At 62.9% G+C, this 26,874-nt stretch carries 32 protein-coding genes; 14 read left to right on the top strand and 18 right to left on the bottom strand.

Features of this window, described 5'->3' with window-relative positions; translation table 11 throughout:
• Window positions 1–50: 50 nt before the first annotated feature.
• Both ttcA and EB231_RS22765 read left to right on the top strand, forming a co-directional pair.
• Entirely contained in the window at window positions 51–938 is an 888-nt protein-coding gene (ttcA, locus tag EB231_RS22770; RefSeq protein ID WP_172350802.1) for a tRNA 2-thiocytidine(32) synthetase TtcA, read from the top strand.
• Window positions 928–1,755, top strand: a complete 828-nt coding sequence (locus EB231_RS22765) for an inositol monophosphatase family protein (RefSeq protein ID WP_172350801.1) — start codon at window positions 928–930, stop codon at window positions 1,753–1,755. Before ttcA ends, EB231_RS22765 begins: the two co-directional genes overlap by 11 nt.
• A gap of 28 nt (window positions 1,756–1,783) precedes the next feature.
• On the opposite strand, the gene EB231_RS22760 is transcribed toward EB231_RS22765, so the two are convergent.
• The 5 genes from EB231_RS22760 to purL all read right to left on the bottom strand — a co-directional run bounded on the left by EB231_RS22760 (window position 1,784) and on the right by purL (window position 6,888).
• Window positions 1,784–3,052, bottom strand: coding sequence for a multidrug effflux MFS transporter (locus EB231_RS22760; protein ID WP_281411401.1), 1,269 nt, complete (start codon window positions 3,050–3,052; stop codon window positions 1,784–1,786).
• A gap of 243 nt (window positions 3,053–3,295) precedes the next feature.
• Entirely contained in the window at window positions 3,296–3,631 is a 336-nt protein-coding gene (gene grxD, locus EB231_RS22755; RefSeq protein ID WP_013895877.1) for a Grx4 family monothiol glutaredoxin, read from the bottom strand.
• A gap of 153 nt (window positions 3,632–3,784) precedes the next feature.
• Entirely contained in the window at window positions 3,785–4,018 is a 234-nt protein-coding gene (locus EB231_RS22750) for a BolA/IbaG family iron-sulfur metabolism protein (protein ID WP_056562227.1), read from the bottom strand.
• Window positions 4,019–4,135: 117 nt separating this feature from the next.
• Window positions 4,136–4,660, bottom strand: coding sequence for a hypothetical protein (locus EB231_RS22745; RefSeq protein ID WP_172350800.1), 525 nt, complete (start codon window positions 4,658–4,660; stop codon window positions 4,136–4,138).
• On the bottom strand, window positions 4,657–6,888 hold the full coding sequence (purL, locus tag EB231_RS22740; protein WP_172350799.1) for a phosphoribosylformylglycinamidine synthase subunit PurL: 2,232 nt from the start codon (window positions 6,886–6,888) through the stop codon (window positions 4,657–4,659). The genes EB231_RS22745 and purL overlap by 4 nt, the downstream gene beginning before the upstream one ends.
• A 256-nt stretch (window positions 6,889–7,144) precedes the next feature.
• Between purL and EB231_RS22735 the strand changes: the two genes are divergently transcribed.
• Window positions 7,145–7,309: a hypothetical protein gene (locus tag EB231_RS22735; protein ID WP_172350798.1), complete on the top strand. Its 165-nt coding sequence runs from the start codon at window positions 7,145–7,147 to the stop codon at window positions 7,307–7,309.
• 15 nt (window positions 7,310–7,324) lie between these two features.
• Here EB231_RS22735 and EB231_RS22730 read toward each other — a convergent pair whose 3' ends face one another.
• Window positions 7,325–8,737 carry an aminotransferase-like domain-containing protein gene (locus tag EB231_RS22730; protein WP_172350797.1) on the bottom strand — a complete coding sequence of 471 codons (1,413 nt, stop codon included), beginning with the start codon at window positions 8,735–8,737 and terminating at the stop codon, window positions 7,325–7,327.
• 93 nt (window positions 8,738–8,830) lie between these two features.
• Here EB231_RS22730 and EB231_RS22725 point away from each other — a divergent pair, with 93 nt between their 5' ends.
• Window positions 8,831–9,082 carry a DUF1127 domain-containing protein gene (locus EB231_RS22725; RefSeq protein ID WP_172350796.1) on the top strand — a complete coding sequence of 84 codons (252 nt, stop codon included), beginning with the start codon at window positions 8,831–8,833 and terminating at the stop codon, window positions 9,080–9,082.
• 8 nt (window positions 9,083–9,090) lie between these two features.
• Here EB231_RS22725 and EB231_RS22720 read toward each other — a convergent pair whose 3' ends face one another.
• From EB231_RS22720 to purC, 6 genes are all read right to left on the bottom strand, one after another.
• Window positions 9,091–9,732, bottom strand: coding sequence for a Pr6Pr family membrane protein (locus EB231_RS22720; RefSeq protein ID WP_172350795.1), 642 nt, complete (start codon window positions 9,730–9,732; stop codon window positions 9,091–9,093).
• A gap of 2 nt (window positions 9,733–9,734) precedes the next feature.
• The gene (locus EB231_RS22715; RefSeq protein ID WP_172350794.1) at window positions 9,735–10,142 is read right to left on the bottom strand and encodes a hypothetical protein; all 408 of its coding nucleotides are present in this window, start codon (window positions 10,140–10,142) and stop codon (window positions 9,735–9,737) included.
• The gene (locus tag EB231_RS22710; RefSeq protein WP_140767821.1) at window positions 10,139–10,804 is read right to left on the bottom strand and encodes a glutathione S-transferase family protein; all 666 of its coding nucleotides are present in this window, start codon (window positions 10,802–10,804) and stop codon (window positions 10,139–10,141) included. Before EB231_RS22710 ends, EB231_RS22715 begins: the two co-directional genes overlap by 4 nt.
• A gap of 69 nt (window positions 10,805–10,873) precedes the next feature.
• Complete coding sequence (gene purQ, locus EB231_RS22705) at window positions 10,874–11,542, bottom strand: phosphoribosylformylglycinamidine synthase subunit PurQ (RefSeq protein WP_172350793.1); 669 nt, start codon at window positions 11,540–11,542, stop codon at window positions 10,874–10,876.
• Between the two features lies 1 nt (window position 11,543).
• On the bottom strand, window positions 11,544–11,786 hold the full coding sequence (gene purS, locus EB231_RS22700; RefSeq protein WP_027051636.1) for a phosphoribosylformylglycinamidine synthase subunit PurS: 243 nt from the start codon (window positions 11,784–11,786) through the stop codon (window positions 11,544–11,546).
• A 43-nt stretch (window positions 11,787–11,829) separates the two neighbouring features.
• On the bottom strand, window positions 11,830–12,624 hold the full coding sequence (gene purC / locus EB231_RS22695; RefSeq protein WP_172350792.1) for a phosphoribosylaminoimidazolesuccinocarboxamide synthase: 795 nt from the start codon (window positions 12,622–12,624) through the stop codon (window positions 11,830–11,832).
• A gap of 275 nt (window positions 12,625–12,899) precedes the next feature.
• On the opposite strand from purC, the gene EB231_RS22690 reads away from it, so the two are divergent.
• A complete protein-coding gene (locus tag EB231_RS22690; RefSeq protein WP_172350791.1) occupies window positions 12,900–13,220 on the top strand; it encodes a DUF1476 domain-containing protein in 321 nt (106 codons plus the stop codon).
• A gap of 270 nt (window positions 13,221–13,490) precedes the next feature.
• Entirely contained in the window at window positions 13,491–14,264 is a 774-nt protein-coding gene (locus tag EB231_RS22685) for an HpcH/HpaI aldolase family protein (protein WP_172350790.1), read from the top strand.
• Window positions 14,265–14,283: 19 nt separating this feature from the next.
• Here EB231_RS22685 and EB231_RS22680 read toward each other — a convergent pair whose 3' ends face one another.
• The gene (locus EB231_RS22680) at window positions 14,284–14,838 is read right to left on the bottom strand and encodes an RBBP9/YdeN family alpha/beta hydrolase (protein ID WP_172350789.1); all 555 of its coding nucleotides are present in this window, start codon (window positions 14,836–14,838) and stop codon (window positions 14,284–14,286) included.
• Between the two features lie 245 nt (window positions 14,839–15,083).
• Here EB231_RS22680 and EB231_RS22675 point away from each other — a divergent pair, with 245 nt between their 5' ends.
• Window positions 15,084–15,896 carry a VOC family protein gene (locus EB231_RS22675; protein WP_172350788.1) on the top strand — a complete coding sequence of 271 codons (813 nt, stop codon included), beginning with the start codon at window positions 15,084–15,086 and terminating at the stop codon, window positions 15,894–15,896.
• A 50-nt stretch (window positions 15,897–15,946) separates the two neighbouring features.
• Here EB231_RS22675 and purB read toward each other — a convergent pair whose 3' ends face one another.
• The 3 genes from purB to EB231_RS22660 form a co-directional block, all read right to left on the bottom strand.
• Entirely contained in the window at window positions 15,947–17,254 is a 1,308-nt protein-coding gene (gene purB, locus EB231_RS22670) for an adenylosuccinate lyase (protein WP_172350787.1), read from the bottom strand.
• Between the two features lie 155 nt (window positions 17,255–17,409).
• Entirely contained in the window at window positions 17,410–17,826 is a 417-nt protein-coding gene (locus EB231_RS22665; protein ID WP_172352988.1) for a hypothetical protein, read from the bottom strand.
• 107 nt (window positions 17,827–17,933) lie between these two features.
• On the bottom strand, window positions 17,934–18,659 hold the full coding sequence (locus tag EB231_RS22660; protein ID WP_172350786.1) for a DUF2259 domain-containing protein: 726 nt from the start codon (window positions 18,657–18,659) through the stop codon (window positions 17,934–17,936).
• A gap of 134 nt (window positions 18,660–18,793) precedes the next feature.
• Between EB231_RS22660 and EB231_RS22655 the strand changes: the two genes are divergently transcribed.
• The gene (locus tag EB231_RS22655; RefSeq protein ID WP_027051645.1) at window positions 18,794–19,048 is read left to right on the top strand and encodes a DUF2171 domain-containing protein; all 255 of its coding nucleotides are present in this window, start codon (window positions 18,794–18,796) and stop codon (window positions 19,046–19,048) included.
• 9 nt (window positions 19,049–19,057) lie between these two features.
• On the opposite strand, the gene EB231_RS22650 is transcribed toward EB231_RS22655, so the two are convergent.
• A complete protein-coding gene (locus tag EB231_RS22650; RefSeq protein ID WP_172350785.1) occupies window positions 19,058–20,080 on the bottom strand; it encodes a P1 family peptidase in 1,023 nt (340 codons plus the stop codon).
• Complete coding sequence (locus tag EB231_RS22645; protein WP_172352987.1) at window positions 20,080–21,153, bottom strand: branched-chain amino acid ABC transporter substrate-binding protein; 1,074 nt, start codon at window positions 21,151–21,153, stop codon at window positions 20,080–20,082. Before EB231_RS22645 ends, EB231_RS22650 begins: the two co-directional genes overlap by 1 nt.
• 181 nt (window positions 21,154–21,334) lie before the next feature.
• On the opposite strand from EB231_RS22645, the gene EB231_RS22640 reads away from it, so the two are divergent.
• From EB231_RS22640 to EB231_RS22615, 6 genes are all read left to right on the top strand, one after another.
• Entirely contained in the window at window positions 21,335–21,862 is a 528-nt protein-coding gene (locus tag EB231_RS22640) for a flavin reductase (protein ID WP_172350784.1), read from the top strand.
• Window positions 21,859–22,788, top strand: coding sequence for an AAA family ATPase (locus tag EB231_RS22635; RefSeq protein WP_172350783.1), 930 nt, complete (start codon window positions 21,859–21,861; stop codon window positions 22,786–22,788). The genes EB231_RS22640 and EB231_RS22635 overlap by 4 nt, the downstream gene beginning before the upstream one ends.
• 4 nt (window positions 22,789–22,792) lie before the next feature.
• A complete protein-coding gene (locus EB231_RS22630; protein WP_172350782.1) occupies window positions 22,793–24,058 on the top strand; it encodes a vWA domain-containing protein in 1,266 nt (421 codons plus the stop codon).
• A 50-nt stretch (window positions 24,059–24,108) separates the two neighbouring features.
• A complete protein-coding gene (locus EB231_RS22625) occupies window positions 24,109–24,447 on the top strand; it encodes an XdhC family protein (protein ID WP_172350781.1) in 339 nt (112 codons plus the stop codon).
• 4 nt (window positions 24,448–24,451) lie between these two features.
• Window positions 24,452–25,189 carry an XdhC family protein gene (locus EB231_RS22620; RefSeq protein WP_172352986.1) on the top strand — a complete coding sequence of 246 codons (738 nt, stop codon included), beginning with the start codon at window positions 24,452–24,454 and terminating at the stop codon, window positions 25,187–25,189.
• A gap of 66 nt (window positions 25,190–25,255) precedes the next feature.
• A complete protein-coding gene (locus tag EB231_RS22615; RefSeq protein WP_172350780.1) occupies window positions 25,256–26,866 on the top strand; it encodes an NTP transferase domain-containing protein in 1,611 nt (536 codons plus the stop codon).
• The last annotated feature ends 8 nt before the right edge of the window (window positions 26,867–26,874 follow it).

Genomic DNA, 26,874 nt, shown 5'->3' with positions numbered 1-26,874 from the left:
GGCCGATGCGCTAATCCGGGCGGACGTCACATCTCCGGGGCCGCTGCGCCATGAATATGCTGCCAGACATCGAGACGCTTGAACCGGTCGCCGAAGGCGGCTCGCATCCGCTGTTCGCCGATGTGCCATCCTCGGTCGAATTCAGCAAATTGCGCAAGCGGCTGCTGCGGCTGACCCGCCAGGCGATCGAGGATTTTTCGATGGTGGAGCCGGGCCAGCGCTGGCTGGTCGCGCTGTCGGGCGGCAAGGATTCCTACGGCCTGCTCGCCATCTTGCTCGATCTCAAATGGCGCGGGCTGCTGCCGGTCGAGTTGCTGGCCTGCAATCTCGACCAGGGCCAGCCGAATTTTCCCAAGCACATCCTGCCAGACTACCTCAACGCCAATGGCATTGCGCACCGCATCGAGTACCAGGACACCTATTCCGTCGTCACCGACAAGCTGCCGCAGGGCAGCACCTATTGCTCGCTCTGCTCGCGGCTGCGGCGCGGCCATCTCTACCGCATCGCGCGGGAGGAGGGCTGTTCGGCGCTGGTGCTCGGCCATCATCGCGAGGATATTCTCGAGACCTTCTTCATGAACCTGTTCCATGGCGGCCGCCTCGCCGCCATGCCGCCAAAGCTGCTCAATGACGAAGGCGACGTCATGGTGCTGCGGCCACTGAGCTACAGCGCCGAGATCGATCTCGAAAAATTCGCCGCGGCGATGCGGTTCCCGATCATCCCTTGCGACCTGTGCGGCAGCCAGGAAGGCCTCCAGCGCAACGCCATGAAGGCGATGCTGGAAGACATCGAAAAGCGCATGCCCGGCCGCAAGGACACGATGATCCGCGCGCTGTCCAACGCCAGGCCGTCACATCTGCTCGACAGGAAACTTTTCGACTTCGCCGCGCTGAACCAGACCCTCATCACAGGACAAGACGCTTCAGATGACATTTGACGACAACGCGATCGACTGGCTGGCCAGCCTGCTGGCCGAGGTGGCCGACACCGAAATCATGCCCCACTTTCGCCGGCTGGGCGATGGCGACATCAGACAGAAGACCTCCGCCGCCGATCTGGTGACGGAAGCGGACGTCAACGCCGAGCGGTTGATCACCGCCAGGCTGCGCCAGCGTTATCCCGGAGCCATGGTTGTCGGCGAGGAAGCCTGTTCCGACGACCCGGCGCTGCTCGACGGTTTGGGGGATGCCAATCTGGCTTTCGTCATAGATCCGGTCGACGGCACCTTCAATTTCGCCTCCGGTGTGCCGCTGTTTGGTGTCATGCTTGCCGTCGTGGTCAAGGGGGAAACGGTCGCCGGTATCATCCACGATCCGGTCGGCAAGGATTGGCTGATCGGCGCCAAGGGCGCCGGCAGCCATATCCGCCATGCCCATGGTACCCTGGAGCGGGTGCGGGTTGCCGCAAGTGTGCCGATCTCCGAGATGACCGGCGCGGTCTCATGGCAATACATGGCCGAGCCGGACCGCACGCGACTGGCCTGCAACCAGACCAAGACGCTGTCGCAGTTCAACTACCGCTGCGCCGCCCACGAATACCGCTTGCTGGCCAGCGGCCATGGCCATTTCGTCGTCTACAACAAGCTGATGCCCTGGGATCATCTCGCCGGTGCGCTGATCCATGCCGAAGCCGGCGGCCATGCCGCGCGCTTCGACGGCAGTCCTTACCTGCCGTCGCATGTCGGCGGCGGCCTGCTGGTCGCTCCCGACAAGGAGAGCTGGCGGGAACTGCGCCGCGAACTGTGGGCCGAGTAGGATTAATTCCTGCGGCAGACGGCAGGATCTAGTGCAGGTCGGTGATGTGGCCTGAAACGGGTGGGTTGTGCGGCTGGAACATCTTGCCGCGCTCGGCGATCAGGATCATTAGCAGCGCCGCGACCGAGACGCTGCAGAAGCCGGCGGCAAGCGGCGTCACCGTGCCGTTGAACGCCTGGCCGATCAGCGTGCCGAGAATGCCGCCGAGAAACGTCTGCATGAAACCCAGGATGGATGACGCCGTGCCGGCCAGTTGGCCGAGCGGCTCCATGGCCAATGCGTTGAAATTGGCGCCAAGCGCGCCGAAGGGAAGCATGGCGCTGGCAAAGAAGGTGATGAACAGCCAGAGCGGCATCTTGATTTCCAGCGAAACGATCAGCCAGGCCAGGCTGATGACCAGAAACAAAAGCAGGGCGCCCTGCGACAGCCGGCGCATGCCGATACGGCCGACAAGGCGTGAGTTCAGAAAATTGGAGAAGGCGAGCACGCCCGCGACACCGGCGAAGATGACCGGGAACATCTCGCCGACATGGAAGATGTCGACATAGATCTGCTGCGCCGAGGCGATGAAGCCGAACATGGCGGCGAAGACGAAGGTGCTGGCAAAGGCATAGCAGAGCGCGATGCGATTGGTGAGCACGATGCGGAATCCACCGACGACGGAGGAGACCGTCAGGGACCGGCGATATTCGGGGCGCAGCGTTTCAGGCAGACGCAGCAGCGACCACGCCGACACGATCAGCGCGCCGACGGCCATGGTGACGAAGATGTAGTGCCAGGTCGCGAACAGCATGATGAACTGGCCGATGCCGGGCGCGATGACCGGTATCGCCATGAACACCATGAAGATCAGGGACATGACTTCGGCCATGCGCCGGCCGTCGAATGTATCGCGCACGATCGAGACCGCGATGACGCGGGTGGCGGCCGCGCCAATGCCTTGCACGGCACGACATATCAGCAGGGTTTCAAAGCTCGGCGCGATGGCTGCCGCCGCAGCCGCCGCCACATAGATGATCAGGCCCGCGACAAGCGGCGAGCGGCGGCCGAAACGATCCGATATCGGTCCGAAGAACAGTTGGCCGCCACCAAAACCCAGAATGTAGGCGGTGACCACATATTGCCGGTGATTTTCATTCTCGACGCCGAGCGAGGCGCCGATCTGCTGCAGCGCCGGCAGCATGATGTCGATGGCCAGAGAATTCAGCGCCATCAGCGCTGCGCACAGCGCAATGAACTCCCAGCGCGGAATAGGCAGTTTGCTTGCCGATTGCGGCGCTGATGATTGCTGATCCACGGCAAGTCCGATCTTCTAGAGCAATTCCAGGAAAAGTGTGGGCGGTTTTCCGTCCGGAATTGCGTCAAAACAAAGAGTTGGAGCGGTTCGCCGTTTCCATGAAACGGTGAAACGCTCCAAAGCAAAAATGCGCCGGCGGGCCGGCGCATTGGCTCGTTGGTCCCGATATCGTGACATAAAAATTGCCGAGGTGGGGCTACCCGATACTCAGCGCGGTCGCTACGACGGACCTGGAAACCGAAATCAGGCGGCGCCTTTGACGCTCACGCCCTTCTCGACCAGGAAGGTCTGCAACTCGCCGGCCTGGAACATCTCGCGGATAATGTCGCAGCCGCCGACGAATTCGCCCTTGACGTAGAGCTGAGGGATCGTCGGCCAGTTGGAGTAGTCCTTGATGCCCTGGCGCAGTTCAGCCGAGTCCAGGACATTCACGCCTTTGTAGTCGGCGCCGATATAGTCGAGGATCTGGACAACCTGGCCGGAAAAACCGCATTGCGGAAAACCGGGCGTGCCCTTCATGAAAAGGACGACGTCGTTGCCCTTCACTTCATTGTCGATGTAGTCGTTGATACCGCTCATGGAACATCCTTTCACGCCTGTGGGAGTCAGGCTCGAAGCATGTCTTTCAGATAAACCCATAGGTTGCCCGAAACAAGACATTAGCCGCGCCATGGCCGAAATGGCGCAAAGGATGGGCCGTATTGGGCCAAGCGGGTATTGGCTGGAACTGCCTCAGTCGGGGACGCTGGTCTGCAGGGCAAGGGCGTGCAGCACGCCGCCCATATTGCCCTTCAGCGCGTCATAGACCATCTGGTGCTGCTGGACGCGGCTTTTTCCCCGAAAGCTCTCGGCGACGACTTCGGCCGCGTAATGGTCGCCATCGCCGGCGAGGTCGCGGATCGTTACGCGGGCATCAGGTATGCCGTCCTTGATCAGTTTTTCGATGTCGCGGGCGTCCATTGCCATTGCAGAATTCCTGTTTCGGGCGGGCGGCCACGCGCCCGTGCGATGAGAGTCGGGGTAAACCTAAAGCCTTTCCGGCCGGGATTGAAGCCGTTCCGTCGGCACTGGCGCGATTGTCGCCTAGGCCGCATTTTCGTCCGGACGGTTCGCGTCGGCCGCAGGGTCGTCTTCGCGCATCGAGAAGGCGCGGCCGAGGCTGAAGACCAGCACGTAGAGGGGGAGGTTGACCGCCAGATTGGCGATCGGCAGATAGGCGGTCATTTGCCAGGCGGGCGAAAAGAACGGTTGGCCGTAACCATTGCAGACCAGCGAAGAGCCATATTCCCACAGGGCTCCCATGACGGCCGCGACGGCGAAAAGCTTGATGCAGGTGACGATGTGCCTCGTCCGGGCTGGATCCGGCAAAAGCCGGCTCCAGAGCACCAGGCAGGCGATCGGAACGGCATAAAGGAGGGTCTGCAGGGCCAGCATCGGAAACGTGCCATTGGCAGCGTCAAGGAATTCGGCGCGCGTTTCCAGCCTGGGGCAAACTTCGCTCGATGTCGTCGACAGCAGGAAGAAGACGAACGGCCCGAGAAACCAGAAGAAGAACAGCGACGGCCAGAAGACGACTGCGAGCAGCGCCCGGCCAGCCAGTGTGCTCAACTGGCTTGGTCCATGAAGCGCGGGAACCAGCCTTCGTGGGCGGCGGTCAGGTCGCTGACAGGGATTGCCCTGGCGTCGCCAAGCTTCAGCGCATCGCCACCGGTCGAGCCGATCCACGGCGCGAAGATGCCGAGTTCGCCCTGCTGCTTGCGGATGGCGTCCCATTCCTCGCCATGCGGGTCGATCGACAGCGTCAGGAGATAGCGGCCCTGGTCCTCGCCGAACCAGACCGGGATCGGATCCGTCCCGACAAGGCCGGGAACGGTCGCGCCGATGCCAGACGCCATCGCCATTTCGGCTAGCGCCACGGCGATGCCGCCATCGGAAACGTCATGTGCCGCCGTGACGATGCCGGACGCGATCAACGAGCGAACATGGTCGCCGACACGCTTCTCATGAGCGAGGTCGACCGGCGGCGGCGGACCGTCCGTGCGGCCATGGATGTCCCTGAAATAGACAGACTGGCCAAGATGCGTTCCCCAGGCGGCGGGGGCGCCGACCAGCAGGATCATTTGGTCTTGCGCGGCAAAGCCGATCCGCACCATCTTCGACCAGTCTGGTATCAGGCCGACGCCGCCAATGGTCGGTGTCGGCAGGATGCCCTGGCCGTTGGTCTCGTTGTAGAGCGAGACATTGCCGGACACGATCGGAAAGCCGAGCGCGCGGCAGGCATCGCCGATGCCCTTCACCGCGCCGACCAGCTGGCCCATGATCTCGGGCCGTTCCGGGTTGCCGAAATTGAGGTTGTCGGTGGCGGCCAGCGGTAAGGCCCCGGTGGCGGTCAGGTTTCGCCAGCATTCGGCCACCGCCTGCTTGCCGCCCTCATAGGGATCGGCCTCGCAATAGCGCGGCGTCACGTCGGACGAAAAGGCGAGCGCCTTGGTCGCATGGCCTTCCACTCGCACCACGCCGGCATCGCCGCCGGGAAGCTGCAGCGAATTGCCCTGGATCAGCGTGTCGTACTGCTCCCACACCCAGCGGCGCGACGACAGATCCGGTCCGCCGAGCAGTTTCAGCAGCGCGTCCGCGATATCGGCCTGCGGAACGTCATTGGCGGCAAGCGGCGCCGGCTTCTTCGGCTCGATCCATGGCCGGTCATATTCCGGCGCCTTGTCGCCGAGATCCTTGATCGGCAGGTCGGCGACCTGGTCGCCTTGATGCAGAACGCGGAAGCGCAGATCGTTGGTGGTCTTGCCGACGATGGCGAAGTCGAGACCCCATTTGTGGAAGATCGCCTCGGCTTCCTTTTCCTTCTCGGGGCGCAGCACCATCAGCATGCGCTCCTGGCTTTCGGACAGCATCATCTCATAGGCGCTCATGCGTTCTTCGCGCACCGGCACCTTGTCGAGGTCGAGCTCGATGCCGAGGTCGCCCTTGGCGCCCATCTCGACCGCCGAGCAGGTGAGGCCGGCAGCGCCCATGTCCTGGATGGCGATGACGGCGCCCGAGGCCATCAGTTCGAGGCAGGCCTCCAGCAGGCATTTTTCGGTGAAGGGATCGCCGACCTGCACGGTCGGGCGCTTCTCGTCGATCTTGTCGTCGAATTCGGCTGACGCCATGGTGGCGCCGCCGACGCCGTCGCGGCCGGTCTTGGCGCCGAGATAGACGACCGGCAGGCCGACGCCCTTGGCTTCCGAAAGGAAGATGGCGTTGGTCTTGGCGAGACCGGCGGCAAAGGCGTTGACCAGGATGTTGCCGTTGTAGCGGGCGTCGAAATTGACCTCGCCGCCGACCGTCGGCACGCCGAAGGAATTGCCGTAGCCGCCGACGCCCGAAACCACACCGGCGACGAGATGCCTGGTCTTGGGATGGTCCGGCGCACCGAAGCGCAGCGCGTTCATCGCCGCGATCGGCCGTGCACCCATGGTGAAGACGTCGCGCAAAATGCCGCCGACGCCGGTCGCCGCGCCCTGGTAGGGCTCGATGAAAGAGGGGTGGTTGTGGCTTTCCATCTTGAAGACGACGCAGTCGCCGTCGCCAATGTCGACCACGCCGGCATTCTCGCCCGGGCCCTGGATGACCTGTGGCCCGGTGGTGGGCAGCGTGCGCAGCCACTTCTTGGAGGATTTGTAGGAACAGTGCTCGTTCCACATCGCCGAAAAGATACCGAGCTCGGTGAAGCTCGGCTCGCGTCCGACGAGGTCGAGGATGCGCTGATACTCATCGGGCTTCAGCCCGTGCGCTGCAATGAGCTCTGGGGTGATCGGCACGGAATTGGAAATGGTCATGGGCGGCGATTTATGTCCATGGAGCGGGGATTTTGAGTCCCCTCATATCGCAAGCTTTGCGGCCGATACACCCGTTGAGCGAGGAAAAAGACAGAAAGCAACAAGGTGATGACCGGGTAAGCCGCATCAGGGTCCGTGCAGGCGCCCTCCGTGCCAGTGGTCACCGGCGAGATCGCCATGAGGAATGCAAAGCCAAATGGGGAACGCTATGGCGCCCCGGCCGTTGGGTCTGCGACCATTACAGGAGATCCGGACCATGGCTACCAAGCAAGGCAAGAAAGACAATCGCCTCTCGGACAAGGAGGCGATGCATATTGCCGAGACCACGGACGTTTCGCCAGGGCAGGCCAAGGAATTGGCTGAAAAGCACGGGAAGGACAAGGCCAGGAAGGAAGCAGCCAACTTCAAGGCCGAAGGCTGATCGAGCCCGCCTCTCTCAGGAGAAGCTGTCGTAGCCGGCGCGGCCCTCATCGAGGAGGCGCCGCAGAACCGCTACGCCATCGGCGACATCGCCGCGCTGTCTCGGCTGCGAAACGCCGAAGCGGACGCCGTGAAAGACCTGTTCGGAGCGGCCGGCCTTGAATTCGTCCTCGTCGTCGATCAGCACGCCGTGCTCGAGGCAGGCATTCTTGAAGGTGCCGGAAAGCCATGGATCGGGCAAAGTCAGCCAGACAAAGGGCACCTTGTCGTGTGACTTGAACGCGAAGCCGGCCAGCGTCTCGCGCACGATCGCGATGCGGGCGCCGATTTCGGCGATGCTGCGCTTGCGGATTTCGCTGGCCTGGCCTGAGAGCACCAGACGGGCATTCACCTCCGCCAGCAGGAACGGCATGCCGCCGGTCATCATCTTGTGGGCGACACGGATACGATGGCGATAGGCGGGGGGGCAGGAGAGCCAGCCGCCGCGCACCCCGGCCGCCACCGATTTCGACAGGCCGCTGGCGACGATGGTGCGTTCGGGCGCGAATTCGGCAAGCAGCGGTGTCGGGTCGTCGGTGAGGTTGCCGTAGAGGTCGTCTTCGATCAGGACGACATTGTATTCGCGCGCTATCCCCGCAATTGCCTCGCGGCGCGCCGCCGACAGCGTCACCAGCGTCGGGTTCTTGGCAGTCGGCATCAGGAAGATCATCCTGGGATGTTTTTGCGCGCAGACGCGCTCGAAATCCTCGGGATCAAGACCTTCGTCATCCGATGCCACCAGCGCGGTGCGCCGGCCGATCAACCCGGCACTGCGGGAAATCTGCGAATAGGTGAGGTGTTCGAAGGCGACGTAGTCGCCGGGCGTGGTGAGTGCGGCGATCGCCGCCATCACCGCGGCATGGGTGCCGAGCGTCGGAACGATGCTGTCGACGGCTGGGCGGAAGGAGTTTCGCAACAGCCAGCGGGCGCCGGCTTCGTACCAGCGGGTTGGAAAATCGCGCGTATAGCTTGAAATCTCGTGAGGATGATCTTGCGCGGTGCGCGACAGCACATCGGCAACAATGGTGCCCTGGCCGACATCGGGTGCCGCCGTGCTGTCGAAACGCAGCTTGTCCTGTGGCGCATCGACGGTGCGGGTGCCTTCCACGCTGACGTCGGGCGCATCCGGCTTCACGCCGTCGGCGTGCTGGCCAAGCACATAGGTTCCACGGCCCACTTCGCCGCTCACCAGCCCGCGCTCGCGCAGCAATTGGTAGGCCCTGCCGACCGTGCCGACGGTGGCGCCGATGTCGTAGGCGAGGTCGCGCTGTGGCGGCAGTTTTGTTCCGGCACCGATCACGCCCTGGTCGATGCCCGCTTCGATGGAGTCCGCAAGGCGTTGATAGAGCGGCCCGGTGCTGGCGCTAAGATCTGGAAGCCAATTTGTCATGGTGACAATTTTCTATATTGCACCGAAATGTGAGTCAATACATATCAATCGTGCGCCAGAAGGGGTGCAATTGATGATTTTGGCAGAAAGAAAATGGATACAATCGCGACAATCCGTCATTCAAGAGCCGCATTTCCAGGCCAGGCGCTCCGCCCGTCGGGTCGTCGCGGCTTTGTCAGCCGCCTGGTGCGGGTCGTCGGCTCGTTGGCGAGATGGATAGACCATTTGCTGGAACGCCGGCGCAGCCGGCTGGCATTGCTGGAAATGACCGACGATCAGCTCAAGGATATCGGCATCTCGCGCTGCGACGCCCACCGTGAAGGTATCAGGCGTTTCTGGGAATAGCTCCGGTCCTACCGTATGCTGTTGGTCCTGAGACGCGCGACGCCATGATCGGCCAGAACGGCAACGACGCATATCACCAGAAACAGCGCGGTGATGGCCAGCGCTGCGATGGCGACACTGGTTGCGCCGTTCTTGGCAACGTCGAGGAAGGGGTAGGGCACCTCGCCGGCGAACGGCGCCCTCGCCAGCGCATAGGCCAGGTAGGCGATGGGATAGAGCACCCACCAGGAAATGTCGCTCCATCTCGTTCTGCCGTCGGCGCCTGATGTAAGCCACCACAGCACGAACACAACCGGCGTCACGTAATGCAGCAGCACGTCGCAGAGCAGGAACAGGCCTTGCGGCTGCCACAGACGCGCCAGAACGGTGGCATAGACGATGAAGACCATGGCGATCGACACGGCGACTCCCGCGCGCATCCGGGGCCCGGCGAAGGCGGGCAGCCACGCGTAGCCGCTGGATGACAGCAGCGAGATATAGACCAGCACGGCGCCAATATTGGTCAGGATGGTGAAGAAACTGAAATAGAACACGATCGAGCCGAGCAGGCTGCGGCCTGCCTCTATCGACGCTGGAATGGTGATGCAGAATTGCAGGACAAGGCCGGCCAGACCAACGGCCAGACCCGCTACCTGCAGGAAGCGGCCCATCGTCAGGCAGTCGCGGCGCAGGCCGGGTTACCGGCTTGCCAGCGCGCAATATCCGAACCAATGCGCGCGCCGAGCGGGTCGTTCATCAACGGTCCGAACACGTCGACGTGGCTCGAATTGCCTTGCGCCTGCACGACCAGCAATGGCTTTCCGCCATAGTGCTTGGCCGGCACCAAAAGGAAACGCGGCGTGCCGCTGAAGGAATTCAGCTCGTTGGCCATCTGATATTGCTTGAAGGCCGGGTCCTTGCTGGCGATCCAGCATTTGTGGGCGGCGATTGCGACCTGTTCCATGGCCAACAGCGACGCACTCTTGCCCGAGGGCACAGGCGTGCTTTTTGGGGTCGATTGGCACGATGCCAGGGCAAGGCCTGCGGCGGCGACGAGAACGATCGTCTTGCTCTTGATCAAGCGGCACCCATCTCGAGTTCGGACAGAAAGATTTTCAGGCCGTCGGTCATCTCCCCCCATACGCGAGACAAGGCCGGGTGTTGCGAGGCGATCTGCTCATACGCATCGAATTTGGGATAGGCGTCGAGCAGGTCGTGACGGCCCGTCATGGCGCGGAAATTGTTGAAGATGAATCGGGTCGGCGTCAGCCAGGCATCGGCGAAGCTGATGTCGTTGCCGAGTGCGAAGGGGCCTTGCGCCATGCGCGCCTCGATCGCCGCCAACCCGTGGTGCAGGCGTGCGAATTGGGCATCGATCTCGGCATTGTTGCGCTTCGGCACGGAATGCAGCTCGAAAAGCTTCATTGTGGGCGTCAGCACGTCGAGATCGGTGATGCGGGCGAACATGCGCACCAGCGCTCGGTCCTTGGAATCGGGCGGCAGCAGCGCCGGTTCCGGAAACCGTTCCTCGAGATATTCGGCGATGACCACCGATTCGACGATGGTTTCGCCCGAGCCGGTGATCAGCACCGGAATCCGGTTCATCGGCGAGATGGCGCGAAACTCTTCAGGGATCGGAAAGCCCGGCGGCGGCGCGATGATCTTGAGCGGTACGTCCTTGATATAGGCCAACGCGCGCACGATCGACGAGTAGGGCGACAACGGCCGCGAATAGAGTTTCATGACCGTTTCTCTCCCCAGAGCAATGGACCGATGTCCTTGTAATTCTTACCGCATTCGCGGCTGAACTCGTCAAGCGGCGATACCGAGCGCACCTTCGAAGAGTGCACGGCCGTCGCTGCCACCATGGGCGGCTTCGATCAGGTTTTCGGGATGTGGCATCAGGCCGAGCACATTGCCTTGCTCGTTGATGATGCCGGCAATGTCGTTGATCGAACCGTTGGGATTGGTGCCTTCCGCATAGCGGAACACCACCTGGCCTTCGCCTTCGACGCGGGCGAGCGTCTCGGTGTCGGCAAAATAATTGCCGTCATGGTGCGCCACCGGCGAGCGGATGATCTGGCCGGGCTGATAGCGGCGGGTGAACATGGTGTTGGCGTTGGTGATCTGCAGTTTTACCTGCCGGCAAACGAATTTCAGCGAACTGTTGCGCATCAAGGCGCCAGGCAGCAGGCCGGCCTCGACCAGGATCTGAAAACCGTTGCAGACGCCGATGACCATCACGCCCTTGGCCGCCTTTTCAGCGACAGCCCGCATGACCGGCATGCGCGCGGCGATGGCGCCACAGCGCAGATAGTCGCCGAAGGAAAAGCCGCCGGGAATGGCGATCAGGTCGACATCGGGGATTTCAGTGTCAGTCTGCCAGGCGGTGGCTGGCGCCTTGCCGGAAATCTTGGTCAGCGCCGCGATCATGTCGCGGTCGCGATTGAGGCCAGGCAGAAGTACGACGGCTGATTTCACGTTAGGCGATCTCCACCGCGTAATTCTCAATCACCGTGTTCGCCAGCAGCTTGTCGCACATGGCCTTGAGATCGGCCTCGGCCTTGGCCTTGTCGCTTTCCGCCAGTTCGACGTCGAACACCTTGCCCTGCCGCACCGCGCCGACGCCATCAAAGCCGAGCCCCGACAGCGCGTGTTCGATCGCCTTGCCTTGCGGGTCGAGAACGCCGTTCTTGAGAGTGACAGTAATGCGGGCTTTGATCACGCTGGACATGCTCCTGTTCGAGTATTGGGTCGCAAAGCCGCTCTTAGTGCGGCTTGCCTTTGAAGCCATCGGTCGAGGTGACAAGCACCGGACCGGTCGGGCGGGGTGGCTCGTTCTCGTTCATGATGCCGAGGCGGCGGGCGACTTCCTGGTAGGCCTCTACCAGGCCGCCCATGTCGCGGCGGAAACGATCCTTGTCGAGCTTGTCCTGCGTCGCCACGTCCCACAGGCGGCACGAATCCGGCGAGATCTCGTCGGCGACGACGATGCGCATCATGTCGCCTTCGAACAGGCGGCCGCACTCGATCTTGAAGTCGACGAGCTGGATGCCGACGCCCATGAACAGGCCTGACAGGAAATCGTTGACGCGGATGGCAAGCGCCATGACGTCGTCGATCTCCTGCGGGCTCGCCCATCCGAACGCGGTGATGTGCTCTTCCGACACCATCGGATCGTCAAGCGCATCGGCCTTGTAATAGAATTCGATGATCGAGCGCGGCAGAACGGTGCCTTCCTCGATGCCGAGGCGCTTGGACAGCGAGCCGGCGGCGACGTTGCGCACCACCACTTCGAGCGGGATGATCTCGACTTCCTTGATCAACTGCTCACGCATGTTGAGCCGGCGGATGAAGTGGGTCGGGATGCCCATGCGGTTCAAGTGGTTGAAGATGTACTCGGAAATGCGGTTGTTGAGCACACCCTTGCCGTCGATGACCTCGTGCTTCTTCTTGTTGAACGCGGTTGCGTCGTCCTTGAAGAACTGGATCAGCGTGCCGGGTTCCGGTCCCTCATAGAGGATCTTGGCCTTGCCTTCATAAATGCGGCGGCGATTTTTCATCTGAATTTTTCTCTGGATTTGCGGGCAGGCGGCAAGCGACCAGTTCCTGTCCGTCTGCCTATATTAGTGTGGCGACGGTTGGGTTCAATGCCGGGTCTATCCCAATCACATCGTTTGCTCAATCGGCAAATCCTTTCAACCAACCGCTTTCCGGACTGAAATGCCGCAGCGCAGCATGTGATGAAGCATATTGACCGGCTCGCGACCTTTTGGTTTGTGCTTTGGCAACACACATATTACCCGCCAACGAATCGGATTTAACCCGGAGGGACGCCATGAGCAGCATGAAAGACCGCGAAGAGGGCTTCGAACGCAAATTTGCATTCGACGAGGAGCTTCGATTCAAGGCCTCGGCGCGCCGTAACAAGGCGCTCGGCCTGTGGGCCGCCGAAAAGCTCGGAAAGTCGGGTGCCGACGCCGACGCCTACGCCAGGGAAGTGGTTGTTTCCGATATCGAGGAAGCCGGTGACCACGACGTGTTCCGCAAGATCCGCAAGGATTTCGATGCTGCCGGCGTCGATCAGTCGGACCATCAGATCCGCCGCACCATGGACGAACTGATGGCGCAGGCAATCGAGCAGATCAAAAACACCTGATCGGGCCGAAGCAGGTTCCGCAAGAGTGTCCCACGGTTTTGCGGCCGAACCTGCGACAAACAAGAATGACTGGACCAATCGACCGCCCGGCCAAACCGGGCGGTTTTTCTTTGCCTTTGCCGTGGTTTCCGGCTGAAACTGCACTAAAGCGACGTGCGTCTTATTGGACGCACAAGGTTCGCTCTAACGCTGATAGCGTTTTCGCATCGTGCTTTCCGGAAATCGAACCGATTCTCGGGCCGATGCGACGTCAACGAGGAAAGAGATTAGATGTCCCTGAAGTCCCGCCTTGCCGCCGATGAAACGCTGATCACCGCCTGGTCGGGTGTGCCTGATGCCCTGACCGTCGAGATCCTCGCCAAACAGGGCTTCGACGCCGTCACGCTCGACATGCAGCATGGCGGCCATCATGAAGACAGCGTGCTGCGCGGTCTGGCGCCGGTGCTCGCCACCGGCAAGCCGGGGCTGGTGCGTATTCCCGTCGGCCGTTTCGACATGGCCAGCCGGGCGCTCGATTTCGGCGCCGAGGCGGTCATCGCTCCGATGGTGAATTCGGTGGCCGACGCAAGGTTGTTCGCCGCGGCAATGAAGTATCCCCCGCTCGGCGAGCGCTCATGGGGTCCGACCTATGCCTTTCCACGCCATGGCAAGGGCGATTATGCCGAATGGCTGCGCGACACCAACCAGCGCACGATGGCGTTTGCGATGGTCGAGACGCGCGCCGCGCTTGACGCGCTCGACGGCATTCTCGACACGCCCGGCATTGACGGCATTTTCCTCGGACCATCGGATTTCTCGATCGCCTGGACCAACGGCGCCACGGTCAATTCCACGTTGGAGAACATGATGGAGACGGTGGCGTCGGTTGCCGAGCGCACCCGCAAGGCCGGAAAACATGCCGCCATCTATGTCGTCGAACCGGCAATTGCCGGCCGTGTCGTGGCGATGGGCTATCGTCTGCTCGCCACGGGGTCCGAGCATGCGCTGATCTCGCTGGGCGCCAGGACCTTGCTGAAAGACATCAAGGAGTCGATCGACGCCTGACGAGGCACGACCTGAGACACTAAGCCTTCAGGTCGGTCAGGAACTTGGCGAAGGTCATGGATCCCTCAGGCCACGGCCCAAAGCCTGAATCCGCATTGAGATGGCCTGTCTCGCCGGCATCGATGAACAGCGAACCCCAGGCGCCGGCAATGTCCTCTGCGACATCGAAGGCGCAGAACGGATCGTTGCGGCTGGCAATCAGGATCGAAGGAAAAGGCAGCGGCTCGCGTGGATAGGGGCCGAAGGTCATCAGGTGCTTCGGCTTGATCCTGGGGTTGGCGACATCGGGCGGCGCCACGAAGAAGGCCCCGGCGACCGGCTTGACGAATTGCGGTATGGCCTGCACGGCCGCAGCCACTCCCAGCGAATGCCCGACGATGACGACCGGCCTCTCGGCCTCGTTTACCGCCTTGGCCACACTTGCGGTCCAGTCGTCGCGCACCGGCTTCGACCACTCCGCCTGCTCGACGCGGCGCGCCGTCGACAGTTTCGACTGCCAGCGGGTCTGCCAATGCTCGGGTCCGGAATTGGTGTAGCCCGGAACGATCAGGATATCTGCGTCTTTGACTTTCATGGCGCTGAGATAGCGAGCGCGATTGTCTCATGCAACCGTTGACGGGCAAGCTCTTGAGTTGAAATAGTGAACACCATGTTCGCTTTTCGCTGTCTTGTGTGAACGATCGCGATCGACGATCTGTCATCAGAGAAAAACAGCCGTGGAGGACCGGGATTTTGGCACTGACACGACGTACAATGATCGGCGGCGCCGGGTTCCTGGCTTTGGGAGCTTCATCAAGCGTTGCCGCAACGGAGACAATGATGAGTGAACTGCCATTTGCCGCCACCACGCCGGTGAGCGTTGCCCGCGTCGGGCTGAAGGCGCGTGATGCCGAAAGCCTCGCTGCCTATTACCGCCGGGTCGTCGGCCTGCAGGAATTGAGCCGTGCCGATGGCGCGATCACGCTCGGCGCCGCCAACCGACCATTGCTGGTGCTCGAGCCGGACGCTTCCGCCAAGCCGGACGATCCGCGCAGCGCCGGCCTGTTCCATACGGCTTTCCTGCTGCCGAGCCGTGCCGATCTCGGCCGCTGGATCAACCATGCCATATCAGACAAGATCGCCATCGAGGGCGCTTCCGACCATCTGGTCAGCGAGGCACTGTACCTGACCGACCCCGAAGGCAACGGCATCGAGATCTATGCCGACCGTCGTCCACAGGACTGGAAATGGAATGGTGACAAGGTCGCCATGGCGACGGAGCGGTTGAACGTTCCTGCGGTTGTTGGCGAAGTGCCGGCCGGCGACGCGGGCTGGCAAGGTGCGCCGGAAAACAGCATTGTCGGTCATGTCCACCTGCGCGTCGGCAGGCCGGAAGAGGCCGAGGCCTGGTGGAACCAGGAGTTCGGCTTCGACACGGTGGCCAAATATGGCGGCCAGGCGGTGTTCCTGTCGTCAGGCCATTACCACCACCACATCGGCGCCAATGCCTGGCAAAGCGCCGGCGCCGGCCGCCGCGACCCGGCCCGCTCAGGCCTTGCCTGGGTCGAGATGCGTTCGGACAATGTCACCGGCGAAACGACCCGCGAGGATCCCTGGGGCACGGTGATCAGGACTGTGCCTGGAAAGGCTTGATTTGACTTCGGTACAGCGTCTTTCTCCCCGTAAACGGGGAGAAAGAAAGCTCAAGCTTCCCCGAACACCCGCCTGAAGATCGTGTCGACATGCTTGGTGTGGTAGCCAAGGTCGAATTTCTCGCGGATTTCCGCCTCGGGGAGCGCGGCGGTCACTTCCTTGTCGCCCAAAAGTTCCTCAAGAAAATCAGCGCCTTGTTCCCACACCTTCATGGCGTTGCGCTGCACCAGCCGGTAGGAGTCCTCGCGCGAAAGGCCGGCCTGCGTCAGCGCCAGCATCACGCGCTGCGAATGTACCAGGCCGCGGAACTTGTTCATGTTCTTCAGCATGTTCTCGGGATAGACGACCAGCTTTTCGACGACGCCGGTCAGGCGTGACAGCGCGAAATCCAGCGTCACCGTGGCGTCCGGCCCGATCATGCGCTCGACAGAGGAGTGCGAGATGTCGCGCTCGTGCCAGAGCGCCACATCCTCCATCGCCGGCAGCGCCATGGAGCGCACCATGCGGGCAAGGCCGGTAAGGTTTTCCGTCAGCACCGGATTGCGCTTGTGCGGCATTGCCGACGAGCCTTTCTGGCCCGGCGAAAAATACTCTTCCGCTTCCAGCACCTCGGTGCGCTGCAGATGCCGGATCTCGGTCGCCAGCCGCTCCATCGACGAGGCGATGACGCCGAGCGTGGCAAAGAACATGGCATGGCGGTCGCGCGGGATCACTTGCGTCGACACCGGTTCCGGCTTCAGCCCGAGCTTCGCCGCAACATGCTCCTCGACATAGGGTTCGATGTTGGCGAAGGTACCGACAGCCCCGGAAATGGCGCAGGTGGCGATATCTTCTCGCGCATGCACCAGCCGCTCGCGGCAGCGCGAGAATTCGGCATAGGCCTGCGCCAGCTTGATGCCGAAGGTTGTCGGCTCGGCATGGATGCCGTGGCTGCGGCCGATGGTGACGGTGTCCTTGTGCTCGAAGGCGCGACGCTTGAGAGCCGCAAGCAGGCCGTCAATGTCGGCGAGCAGGATGTCGCTGGCGCGGGTAAGCTGGACGGCAAAGCAGGTGTCCAGGACATCCGAAGACGTCATGCCCTGGTGGATGAAACGCGCATCCGGGCCAACGAATTCGGCGAGATGGGTCAGGAAGGCGATCACGTCATGCTTGGTGACGCGCTCGATCTCGTCGATCTTCTCGACGTCGAATTTCGCCGCATTGCCCTTTTCCCAGATGGTTTTTGCCGCTTCCTTCGGGATGACGCCGAGTTCGGCCAGCGCATCGCAGGCATGAGCCTCGATTTCGAACCAGATGCGAAACCGGGTTTCGGGCGACCAGATGGTGACCATTTCCGGCCGGGAGTAGCGAGGGATCATCGGTCAGTCCTGATGTATCTAGAGCAATCCAGGAAAAGTGCGCAGCGGTTTCCGTCCGGAATTGCGAAAAAGAAGGAGTTAGAGCGGGTCGGCGGTTCTACCAACGCTGAACCGCTCCGGGTTAGTCCGCGTCCTAACAGAGGCGGACGAAATGCTCAACGCCGCTGCCGTGCAAACCAGAGGCTGGCGGCAAACAAGGCGATGAACCCAAGTGGAAAATAGAGCCGGATGCCCAGCACAACGAACTGGTAGAGCGCCACCGCCGTCGTGAAGGCGAACTGAAACCCCCAGGTGAGAGTGAAGACGGGCGCATGCCATTCGGCATAGTATGACCGGTACTGCAAGGCATAGAGCCCGGCGGTCAGCCCGATCGTCACGGCGGCAAGGCACACCATTGCTGCCGCGAAGGCAACCTCCCAGCCCCTTCCGAGCGAGACCAGCCGTGCCGCGAACAGGCCAACCGGAAAGGCCAGGGCGCCGCCGCCAGCGAACAGCAGCGACACTGTGCGGATTTTATCCGGCGTCACCCAACTATCCAGCAACAACAGATTGACGAGCGCGCTCGCGCCCATCGTGGCAGCCCACAGGAGGGCACCGAGAAGGGCCGTGCCCAGCGTTGGTGTCGCGTGGCGAAAGCGGGCGAGGGCACGATTGGACGTGGCGAATTGAGCAAGCGGTCTCACAGGCGACCGGTCACCGCGATCCAACGATAGTCCGGCCCTTCGAAGCCATATTGGCGCACCGCTATCAGCACCGCATAGGCGCTGAGGCTGTCCATCGAGAATGTCTGCACCGCGCCGATGCGGTAGCCGTTCGGACAACCCCGACTCTTGGGGATCGATTTGTCTTCATGGAGCAATTTGGTGGTACCGCCGTCCTGCGCTTCGATGCGCAGCAGCCGGAAGCCATTGACCTCGCCCAGGCTCTGGCAGCCTTCTGTATTGTTCATGCCGATTTCGTCCAGCCGGAACTCGAGCGGCTGGTCGACGGGAGAGAAGATCGGTCGCGGATTGACCACCATGCGGTGCGGATCGGCCGAAAGCTCGGTCACCGGGTTGAAGCCGGCGGTGATGCCGCGATTGGCACTCAACTCGGTCTGGCTGACAATGGCCTCGCCCTTTTGCCGGACCTGGAGGCGGGCGCTGTCGAGCGTGGCATTCTCGTCGTCAAGCCGGACCCTGATTGGCGTGCCCTTGAGAAAGCTGTCATCGCTCGTGTCGATGTAATAGCGGTTGGCATAGGGAAAGCCCGACCCGTCCTGGACGCCATATTCCTCGAAGGCGAATACGCCACCGTCCTTGGTGAAGCCAAGGATTTCGAACTCGGCGACATCGCCGGCCTGGGCGACGATCGACGCCGCAAACTGTGCGGCCAGGGAAACGGCAAACAACAAAAGTACTCGCATCGGTTCTTCCTCCGGCAGGCCGCGATCGTTTCAACCCCTAGCACGGCCGAATCAAAACGTCGTGCGGGTCAAAAGCCGATGCATCCAATCGGCCCGTTATTTGTTATTGTCGGCAATCCCAATGGAGAACCACCATGACCGACACCAGCAAGATTCGTGAGCATATGGAAGTCGTCGGCGCCGATGGCGTGCATGTCGGCACCGTCGACAAGGTTGACGGCCAGCGTATCAAACTGACCAAGGCCGACAGCGGCGAGGGTGCTCACAAGGGCCACCATCACTACATTCCCCTGGCCCTGGTTGCCGAGGTCGACGGCAAGAAGGTCTGGCTGTCGGCGAATTCCGATGTCGCGGTGACGTTTGAGGAAGAAAAGTCCGATCCGACCTGATGGACGCCTTCAGCTTCGGCGCGACCAGACCGGGAACAGATCGTTGACGGCTGGAGTCGCGGCAAACACGCCGCGGCTGATGGCGCGTGCCATGGTGGCGCCGGCCGCGGCGTAGAGGTCGATTGCCGCATCGGCTTCGAGCCGGATGCCGCTCGTTCCGGTTGCCAATGCAAACACGAGATCGCCATCGGCCGGCGTATGTGTCGGCCAGATGGCGCGCACGAAGCCGTCATGCGCCGACATCGCCAGGCGCTTCGCCGCGGCCTTGGTGAGAACCGCATCCGTCGCGATGACGGCGATGGTGGTATTGCCGCCGGTTTCCATCTGCATGCCTGCCTGCTTGTCGCGGTATTTCAGCAAAATCCGCTTCGCATCGTCGGGCATCGGCGACGGATAACCAAGGCCGCCGAATTCGTCGCCGATTTCGAAGGGTGCCGCCCAGAAATGGCGGGTGCGGCCGACGGTCACTGATCCCGTCGGATTGACGGCGGCCAGCGCCCCGATGGTGACGCCGCTATCCAGCAGCGTCGAAGCCGAACCCAGGCCGCCCTTCAGCCCCGCGGTCAGCGCACCGGTGCCGGCGCCGGTCGTGCCGAGCTGGAAATCGGCGGCGGCTGATTGCGCTGCCTCATAGCCAAGGTCGCGGTAAGGGGGGTAGCGGCCCCAGTCCTTGTCGCCGCCATTGCGCAGGTCGAACAGGATCGCCGCCGGCACGATCGGCACGCGAAAGCCGCCGACCTCGAAGCCGATGCCGCGCTCGCGCAGCGCCGCCTGCACGCCGGACGCCCCATCAAGGCCGAAAGCCGAACCTCCCGACAGCATCACGGCATGGACAGCTTCGACCGAATTGTGCGGTTCGAGCAGGTCCGTCTCGCGCGTGCCCGGCGCGCCGCCCAGGATCTGGACACCGGCCACCGCCGGTTCGTCGCAAAGCACCGTCGTAACGCCGGACTTCAAACTGGCGTCGGAAGCGTTGCCGACGCGCAGGCCGGCAACGTCGGTGATAAGATTGCGCGGGCCGGTGCGGAACATCAGTTGCCTTCCAGGGGCACGAAACGCGTGCCGTCGAAGCGGAAGACGTGGTAAAGGCTCTGGCTGAGGTCGCCCTTGGCGTCGAAGCGGACTGGCCCGATCGCCGTGGTGAAATCACGACCGGTCAGTGCGTCGGCGAGGGGTCTGCCCGAGCTCCCGGACAAGACCGATGCCGCCTTGGCGATCTCGACCGCCGCATAGGCCGGCAGCGTGTAGCCGTCCGGCACGATCTTCTGCGCGGAGAAGCTTTCCAGCGCTTTTGCGTCGGCGACATCGGCCCATTCGGGCGGCGCGATCATCAGTGTGCCCGTCGCATAAGGCACGTCGCCGGGCGGCGTGCGCAGATTTTCGCCGCCGGCAAAGACGATGCCGGCCTGGAGCTGTGCCGCATCGCGGCCCATAATGGCAATGTCGTCGCCGTCACCGCCGGCAAAGACATGTGTGGCGCCGGCTTTCTTCAGCCGCCCGACCAAGCCGATCTGATTGTCGAGCTGCGGCCGGAACGTGTCGACGAACACCGGCTTCAGCGCCGCTTGCTCCGCAGCCGCGCGAAATGTTTCCGCCATCTCGCGCCCATAGATGGTGCCGTCGTCGATGATGGCGAACAGCTCGTTCTGCCACAGGCGGGTGAGGATGGAGGCGACGGCGTTGCGCTCATCGTCGCCGCGCGGCCCCAGGCGATAGACCGGCCAGCCGGTCTTGGCGCGGCGATCGGTCAGGCTCTCGGTTCGCACGCCGACGGTGATGACCGGGATGTTGGCGTCCTTGAGGATCGGCATTGCCGCCTCGATGGATTCGGTACAAAGGAATCCGACCACGACACTGACCTTGGCTGCCGCAAAAACCCTGGCCGCGGCTGCACCGCCATCGGCGGTGCAGCCATCGTCCTCGGTCGTGAGTTCGACGCCATTTGCCTGCGCCGCCAGCCCGGCGCCGGCCTGGATCTGTTTGCCGAGGATGGCCGATGGGCCCGACAAGGGAGCGGCGACGCCGATCGACAGCGTCTGTGCGCCGGCGGTGCCGGCCAGGAACAGCCAGGCCAGTGCGGCCGATATCGTTGCCCCGGGTCGCATCTTGCCGAAGAGTTCCTCCAGACCCGCGATGACAGCGCGGGCGCCAATTACCGCCAAGACCTAAAGGCTGCCCGGCCTTGGTGCAACACGCGAATTCAGGGATATGGGCCAAGCACTTCGCTTGTGGCCTGTCATGTCTGGCCATATATAGCGGTAGGGGTTCTGGCTGTGGAAAGTTCTTGTGCTGAAGAAGAATGACATTGGACCGCAGGCCTATCGCGACGCGATGAGCCATTTTGCCGGTCACGTCCATGTGGTCACGACGGACGGCCCTGCCGGCAAGCGCGGCACCACGGTGATCGCCGCCTGTTCCGTGTCGGACACCCCTCCGACCATTCTGGTCTGCCTCAACCGTGAAAATGCTAAGAATGAGCTGTTCGTGAAAAACGGCAAGTTTGCCTTGAACACGCTGGCTTCGCACCAGGAGCCGCTGGCGATTGGTTTTTCCGGCATTACCGGCCTGCCGGTCGAGGAGCGTTTCGCGCTCGGCGAATGGGATGTAATTTCCACCGGCGCGCCGACGCTTAAGGGCGCGCTTGCGGTCTTCGACTGCGAATTGATCGACACCAAGGATCTGGCCACCCATCGTGTGCTTTTTGGCAAGGTGACAGGCCTGCGCATGGGCGATAATTTGCGGCCGCTGATCTACCACGCCCGCGGCTATCACGTCCTGGACAGCGGAGCGGCGGCGTTCACGGAGAAAGAATGACCGAGCTGAAACCGCGTCCCGTGCCGCGGACGATCGACGAGACGCTCGATCTCCTGACCGGCGCGGACTATGTGGCGGACCGGTCGCTGGCGACCGTGCTGTTCCTGTCGTTGCGCATGAACCGGCCCTTGTTCCTCGAGGGCGAGGCCGGCGTCGGCAAGACCGAAATCGCCAAGGTGCTGGCGCAGGCGCTTGGCCGCCGGCTGATCCGGCTGCAATGCTATGAAGGGCTCGATGTCTCCTCCGCCGTCTACGAGTGGAACTACGCCGCGCAGATGATCGAGATCCGCATGGAGGAGGCGGCCGGCAAGGTCGACCGCTCCGCCATGGAGCGCAACGTATTCTCCGAAAAATACCTGATCCGCCGCCCGGTGCTCGATGCGCTGACCGGCAAGGCAGGTGCCGCGCCTGTCTTTCTGATCGACGAGCTCGACCGCACGGATGAAGCCTTCGAGGCCTTCCTGCTCGAAATCCTCTCCGACTACCAGGTGACGGTGCCCGAACTCGGCACCATCAAGGCGGAAGAACCGCCGATCGTCATCATCACCACCAACCGCACCCGCGAGATCCACGACGCTTTGAAGCGGCGCTGCCTCTATCACTGGGTCGATTATCCCAATGCCGAGCGCGAACTGGAGATCGTGCGCCGCAAAGTGCCGCGAGCTAACCAGCGGCTTTCGGCGGAGGTGGTTTCCTTCATCCAGAAGCTGCGCCAGATCGAGCTGTTCAAGGTGCCGGGCGTCGCGGAAACCATAGACTGGGCCGGTGCGCTGACCGAACTCGACAAGGTGGCGCTCGATCCGGAGACCGTATCCGACACGATCGGCGTGCTGTTGAAATACCAGGACGACATTGCCCGCATCGGTTCGGGCGAGGGCCGGCGCATCCTCGACCAGGTCAAGGCCGAGCTCGCGGCGGCGGAGTAGCGCGATGAAGGCGCCGGGTGTTTACTCCAAAGAGGCCGACCCCACGGAGGCGACGGCGGATGGGCGCATCGCCGACAACATCGTCTATTTCGCCCGCACCTTGCGCAAGGCCGGCATGAGGGTCGGGCCGGCTTCGGTCAAGGATGCCATCGAGGCGGTGCTGGCCGCCGGCATAGGCTCGCGCGACGATTTCTATTGGACCCTGCATGCCGTGCTGGTGTCCAGGCATGAGGATCACTCAACCTTCGACGAGGCCTTCCGGCTGTTCTGGAAATCGCGCGAACTGATCGAGAAATTGCTGGCGATGTTTTCCCCTGTGGCGCCTGACGTCAGGGAGAAGCAGAAGCCGCGCGCCGCCGAAAACCGTGTCAGTCAGGCGATGTTCGAAGGCCACCACAAGAACCAGCCACCGCAGGAAGTCCCTGAGATCGAGGTCGATGCCCGCTTTACCTTTTCCGGCAGCGAGGTGCTGCGGGGCAAGGATTTCGCCCAGATGAACGCAGCCGAGATGGCTGATGCCAGGAAGGCGATCGCCGAGCTCCGGCTGCCCGTCGACATGGTACGGACAAGGCGCTTCAAGGCCGACGCGCATGGCCGCCGCATCGATCCGCGCGCCATGATGCGCTCAGCTGCGCGCACCGGCGGCGAATTGATCCTGCCGAAATTCCGTTCGACACGCGAAGTTTATCCGCCGCTCGTGGTACTGGCCGACATTTCCGGCTCAATGAGCCAGTACACGCGCATCTTCCTGCATTTCCTGCATGCGCTGACGGAAAAACGCCGGCGCGTGCATACCTTCGTCTTCGGCACGCGACTGACGAACCTGACCCGGCAGATGCGCCATCGCGATCCCGATGCCGCCCTTGCAGACTGTTCGATGGTGGTCAAGGACTGGTCTGGCGGCACACGCATCGGTGGCACGCTGGCCGAGTTCAACCTGATATGGTCGCGGCGCGTGCTGGGGCAGGGCGCGGTGGTGCTTCTGATAACCGACGGGCTGGAGCGTGACGATGTCGCCGGTCTCTCGGAGGAGATGGAGCGGCTGCACAAATCCTGCCGGCGGCTGATCTGGCTGAACCCGTTGCTGCGCTTTGATGGTTTCCAGGCGCGCGCCCGCGGCGTCAGGGCGATGCTGCCGCATGTCGACGAATTCCGCTCGGTGCACAATCTCGATGCGCTCGCCGACCTCTGCGCGTCACTCGACAAGAAGTCGGCACAATCCGTCGATCCGCGTCGATGGATTGACGCTGGCGCGAGGCACGCCGCATAGCCATATGTTTTCTCGGCCCCTTGGAAAAACAGACCCTGAGAGAAGCAACGATGAGTGACAGTCTTTATCTCGATGAGGTCCGCGATCCGCTGATCATCGCGGAAGGTTGGATGAACGACGGCAAGGATGTCGCTATCGCGACGGTGGTCGAGACCTGGGGTTCGGCACCACGCCCGGTCGGCAGCCACCTTGTCATCGATGCTGACGGCAATTTCCACGGTTCTGTCTCCGGCGGCTGCGTCGAGGGCGCCGTGGTGACCGAAGCGATCGACGTCATCGGCTCCGGCAAGGCCAGGATGCTGGAGTTTGGCGTTGCCGATGAGACCGCCTGGCAGGTCGGCCTGTCCTGCGGTGGCCGTATCAAGGTTTATGTGGAAAGGCTTGGCTGATCCAATGGATCCCTATGCGCTGAAAACGCTCAACGCGGAGCGCCGCGCCCGCCGCGCGGCGATCCTCGTCACCGATCTCGGCGATGGCCGCGACCGCATCGTGCGTGAGGGCGACCAGGTCGCGGGCGATCTTGGGGCCGCGATCGCCAAGGCATTTCGATCGGGCAATTCCGGCTCCGTCGAGGCGGAAGGACGGACCTTCTTTCTCAATGCGCATCTGCCCCAACCACGCCTCGTGGTGATCGGTGCCGTCCATATCAGCCAGGCGCTGGCGCCGATGGCCAGGATCGCCGGCTATCCCCTGGAGATCATCGATCCGCGCACGGCCTTCGCCACATCGGACCGCTTTCCCGACATCGCCTTGCATGCAGAGTGGCCGGAGGATGTGCTGAAGCGCCAGCCCCTCGACAGTTACACGGCGCTTGCCGCCGTTACCCATGACCCGAAGATCGACGATTTCGCGCTGAAAGCGGCGCTTGACGCCAACTGTTTTTATGTCGGCGCGCTCGGCAGCCGCAAGACGCATGCAAAGCGCGTCGAACGCTTGCTGGCGCTGGGCGCGAGTGCCGACCAGATCGCCCGCATCCATGCGCCGATCGGGCTCGACATCGGTGCCGCCAGCCCCGCCGAGATCGCCGTTGCGGTTCTCGCGCAGACCATCTACGCCTTCCGCTCGCGCGGCCTCGATGCCTCAGCATCGGCCCAAAGATCGGAATCGATTTTGGAGAAGCACGATGCGTAGATTCAAAGCGGCGGAGCGTCTTTTGCGCGTCCAAGTGGACGCGCGGCGCTCTGCGGGCGCGGTGGCGTGAAATTCGGCCCGGTTGCCATTGAAGAGGCCGAAGGCGCGGTACTGGCACACGCCACCGCCGCCGGCGAAAGACGCTTTCGCAAGGCGCACCGGCTGAGCGCCGAAGACGTCTCCGTACTCAAGCGGGCTGGCGTCTCGCAGGTCGTCGCGGCCGTGCTGGCCTCAGACGATCTCGGCGAGGACGCGGCGGCACAAAGAATTGCCGAGAGTATGATTTTCAGCGGCATCGAGGCCAAGCCGGCCGCCACCGGCCGCGTCAATCTCCATGCCAGGGCATCAGGCGTCTTCACGGTCGATGCCGCGATGATCGACGCCATCAACGCCGTCGATCCAGCCATCACCATTGCCACGCTGGCGCGGCATGCGCCGGTCGAAAAGGGTCAGATGGTCGCAACGGTGAAGATCATCCCGTTCGCAGTCAACTCTGCGCTGGTCGATGCGGTCGCGAAAATCTGCGCCGGCGGCGTCATCTTTGCCGTCAACGCCTATAAACCGGTGCGCGTCGGTATCGTCCAGACGGTTCTACCGGGAATCAAGCCCAGCGTGCTCGACAAGACGCTGCGTGTCACCGAAGCAAGGCTGGCGCGTTCGGGCGGCAGGCTGACGGCGGAACGCCGCACGCCGCATGAGATCGCGCCCGTGGCGGAGGCTGCGACCTCGCTGGCGCGCGAGAATGACATGGTGGTGATCTTCGGCGCTTCGGCGATGAGCGACTTCGCCGATGTCGTTCCGGCTGCGATCGAGATGGCGGGCGGAACTGTCATCCGCGCGGGCATGCCGGTCGATCCCGGCAATCTGCTGGTGCTCGGTACGCTCGGCGGCAAGCGCGTTATCGGCGCGCCCGGCTGCGCCCGCAGCCCCAAGGAGAACGGCTTCGACTGGGTGCTTGACCGGTTGATCGCCGGCCTTGACGTCACCGCGAAGGACATCGCCGGTATGGGAGTCGGCGGGTTGCTCATGGAAATCCCGACACGGCCGCAGCCGCGCGAGCCGTTGCCGGCCAAAAGCCGGCTCAAGGTCGCCACCGTGCTTCTGGCAGCCGGCCGGTCGAGCCGCATGGGCGGACCGAACAAGCTCATGGCGTTGTTCGACGGCAAGCCGCTGGTGCGCCGCACCGCCGAGCGCGCGGTCGCCTCGAAGGCGTCGGGCACGATCGTCGTCACCGGTCATCAGCGCGAGCGGGTGCGCGCAGCTTTGCTAGGCCTCGACGTCACCTTCGCAGACAATCCGGATTTCGCCGATGGCCTGTCCACGTCGCTGAAGGCAGGTATTGCCTATCTGCCGGAGGACACCGCCGGCGTGATGATTGTTCTGGGAGACATGCCTGGCGTTGTGTCAGACGATCTCGACCGGCTGATCGATGCCTTCCGCAAGGCTGGAGGCAATTCCGTGGTCCGCGCCTCGCATCAGGGCAAACGCGGCAACCCCGTGCTTTTGCCGCGCTCGCTGTTCCCGGCCATCGCTCATCTCGAAGGCGACACCGGCGCTCGCCATCTGGTCGAGGCCGAAGGGCTCGATGTCATCGATGTCGAGATCGGCGAGGGCGCGTCCGTCGATGTCGACACCCGCGAAGCGCTCGAAGGCGCCGGCGGCGTGCTGCAGGATTGACAAACCCG

The sequence above is a fragment of the Mesorhizobium sp. NZP2298 genome (assembly GCF_013170825.1).
In the GTDB taxonomy this organism is placed as follows: Bacteria; Pseudomonadota; Alphaproteobacteria; order Rhizobiales; family Rhizobiaceae; genus Mesorhizobium.
The sequence above is the reverse complement of the archived record's forward strand: the minus strand, read 5'-3'. Positions and strand labels throughout refer to the sequence as shown.